This is a genomic window from Streptomyces sp. NPDC005799, assembly GCF_040630525.1.
GTDB classification, from domain to species: domain Bacteria; phylum Actinomycetota; class Actinomycetes; order Streptomycetales; family Streptomycetaceae; genus Streptomyces; species Streptomyces griseorubiginosus_B.
Genome location: NZ_JBEXXQ010000175.1, coordinates 1 through 2,686 on the forward strand (window position 1 = coordinate 1; position 2,686 = coordinate 2,686).

Genomic DNA, 2,686 nt, shown 5'->3' on the forward strand with positions numbered 1-2,686 from the left:
GCCCGAGGACACCCCGGACCGGCTGGCCGTCATCGAGCGCATCAACACCGACGACGACAGCACGGCGGCCGCGGTCCCGGTCCCGGCGGGCGGGGGTGGACGACACCCTGGGCAAGACGCCCGTGAAGGACTGAGCGATTTCAACAGTCACACATCAGAGTGATGGGCACCTTTCGGCTGACTGTCTCCTCACCTGCGACTCAGCCGAGGGGTCGACCACGAGGTCGTCACTCGATCGGTGGTCACTCTGAAGAAGCTCACTGAGCCGGGCGGAGTACGGCGGGCGCCACGGGTTTCTGGGCGCGCACTCCGCCGTTCTCGACGCGCGCCCGGTCCGGGCTCCGATGATGATCATACGCATCCTGACCTGGCGGCTGACGGGCAGAAATGTGCGGTGAGCACTCTGAACTTGAAGTAGCAGTCACACACATTCATGCCTCTGTCGAGCCACACCGCGCGGGTGCCGGACGGCGGCGGCACGCTGTCAATGAGCCAGCCCGCATGGCGGCAAGACACTACACGAGCCAGTGCCGACCGGCACCCTGGACACGGACACTACGGCTCCAGACCGAGCGCCTGCGGTCGATTCAACAAGTCAGACACTCCCGCCGTGAATGACACCCGCGGTGCACATCGCAGCCACTAAATCAGATTCATGCCATTTGGCTCTAGTGCAGTATTGCGCGAACAATGATGATCTCCAAGCGCACTAGGAGCAGATGGTTTAACGAGAAGCGCTGCACCGAGTTGCGAAGGCCATCATTTTTAAACATGCAGATTGCCGCAGCGGGCAAGTTGGCGGTAGGCCGTGTCCGCCTCGAACTGAGCCGGGAGCGTCCGCGGGCCCGAAAGCCCCCGCCCGGACAGCTGGACTCAGCAAGGAAGGGCTCCGGGGATGGCAGTCTGCCCGGGGCCCTTGGTGCGACCGGACCTGGAGCAGAACTTTCCGGGCGGGGGTGGCGGCAGCGCATGCGGCCGCTTTCTGTAGGTCATGAGCAGCACGTGCGGCCCGTTCTTCGACCCGGCCGTCCTGGCCATGACCTTCTCGGTATTGGACGAGACGGTCCGCCAAGACCACGGCGAAGCCCGCCGGTGCCGTCGCAGCGGGCGGAAGGCCCGGCAAGCGTCCTGTTCGGTCGGGCACGGACTGTCGTACAGCCAGCCTTCTGAATCGTCGTCTCCGCACTACGCCCCAATACGACGGGTTGGGCATTGTGGCTACCCCATGCCACGGCTCAGCTAGTGCGGTAGCGACCGCTACTATTCCGCGCCGCACATCGGCGCCGCAGGCTAGTACCTGATGGGAGCCGGCCCGATCAACCCGTTCGAGATGCTCCCTGTCGCGCTGAATCGCTGACGTCGTATCCGCCAACTTTTTGCCCGGGACTCTCCTGCTCGGCAGTGGTTTGCCGGCAGCGGCACGCTCACCCACAACGGCGTTTACTCAGGCTGAAGGACCTAAGCTCGCGAAAAGCGCCACGTGAGACATCCTGCCATTACGACGAAAGAATGGAGAAATCGTGAATATCCCCGCACGGGTCCAGGAACGCCTTGCAACCGCGCCAGCCCAGCGTATCGGTTTAGACCTAGCCTCAGTCTACTATTCCAAACCTATCGCTTTTGGCAGCGGCGTGCTATCAGAGCGCTTATTCACTTTACTGGATACAGTCTATGCTGGCGGCCTGCGATATATAGACGCGGGCCGCTCCTACGGACAAACCGCCGAGTCGCTAACAGCATGGCTAGAACAGCGGCCAGACGTGGAAGATTTAGTGATCTGCAGCAAGTGGGGTTTTGCGTACACCGGCGCCGGCGGTCAATGGGGCTCAACGTACACGGACGGATGGCGGGCCACGGCCGAGGCGGCCCACCGTTACATAGACAACGTCACAGCCGCCTACCGTCGACAGATCGCCGAAGACCGCGCCCTGCTCCATGGACGACTCGATCTCTACCAGATCGATGCCTCGAGCCTCCACAGCGCGGCCCTGACCAACCACCGGTTGCACGGTCAACTCGCGGAACTCGCCGCTTCCGGAGTGATGATTGGCCTGTCCACCAGCGGCCCTGACCAGGCCGACATAATCCGCGCTGCGCTGGCTATCAGGGTAGGCGAGCTGCCTTTATTCCGTAGCATCGCGTCGACCTATAACGTGCTGGAAACTTCCGCGGAGCCCGCGTTGGCAGAGGCGCATGCGGCTGGATGCGTGGTCACCGTGAAAGATGCAACGGCCAACGGACGCATCGCGCACACCCGGGCCGCAGCAGTGGTCGATCAGGTTGCCTTGGAGACCGGTACCGCGCGCGAGGCAGTCGCCTTGGCAGCTGTCTTTCGCCATCCCTGGGCCGATCTCGTCCTGACTAACACCACGACCGCCTCACAGCTAGCGATGAACATCGCGGCGAAAGGCATCCGCCTCACCGCCGCACAGCTTTCGCGACTGGCCGAAGCGACAGCGCCACCTAAGGCCTATTGGCGGTGCCGCACTGCACTGCATGAGTACCGGTCCAGCCGAGTGGCAGGATCCAACAGCGACGCATGATGGACGACGGGCACAGCAAGTTGAGGTTCCCCTCGTAGCGTGGAGCCGTGACAGCAGGGGAAGTTGAGTGTCATGGCGGAGAAGCGTCGGAAGTTCACGGCGGAGTTTCGTGAGGGGGCGGTACGCATCGTGACGGAGACCGG

The 2,686-nt window shown here is 63.2% G+C and carries 1 protein-coding gene; it reads left to right on the forward strand.

Translation table 11 applies throughout. The features are described from left to right. Positions 1–1,520 precede the first annotated feature (1,520 nt). Complete coding sequence (locus ABZ453_RS50930) at positions 1,521–2,543, forward strand: aldo/keto reductase (protein ID WP_359026862.1); 1,023 nt, start codon at positions 1,521–1,523, stop codon at positions 2,541–2,543. Positions 2,544–2,686 lie beyond the last annotated feature (143 nt).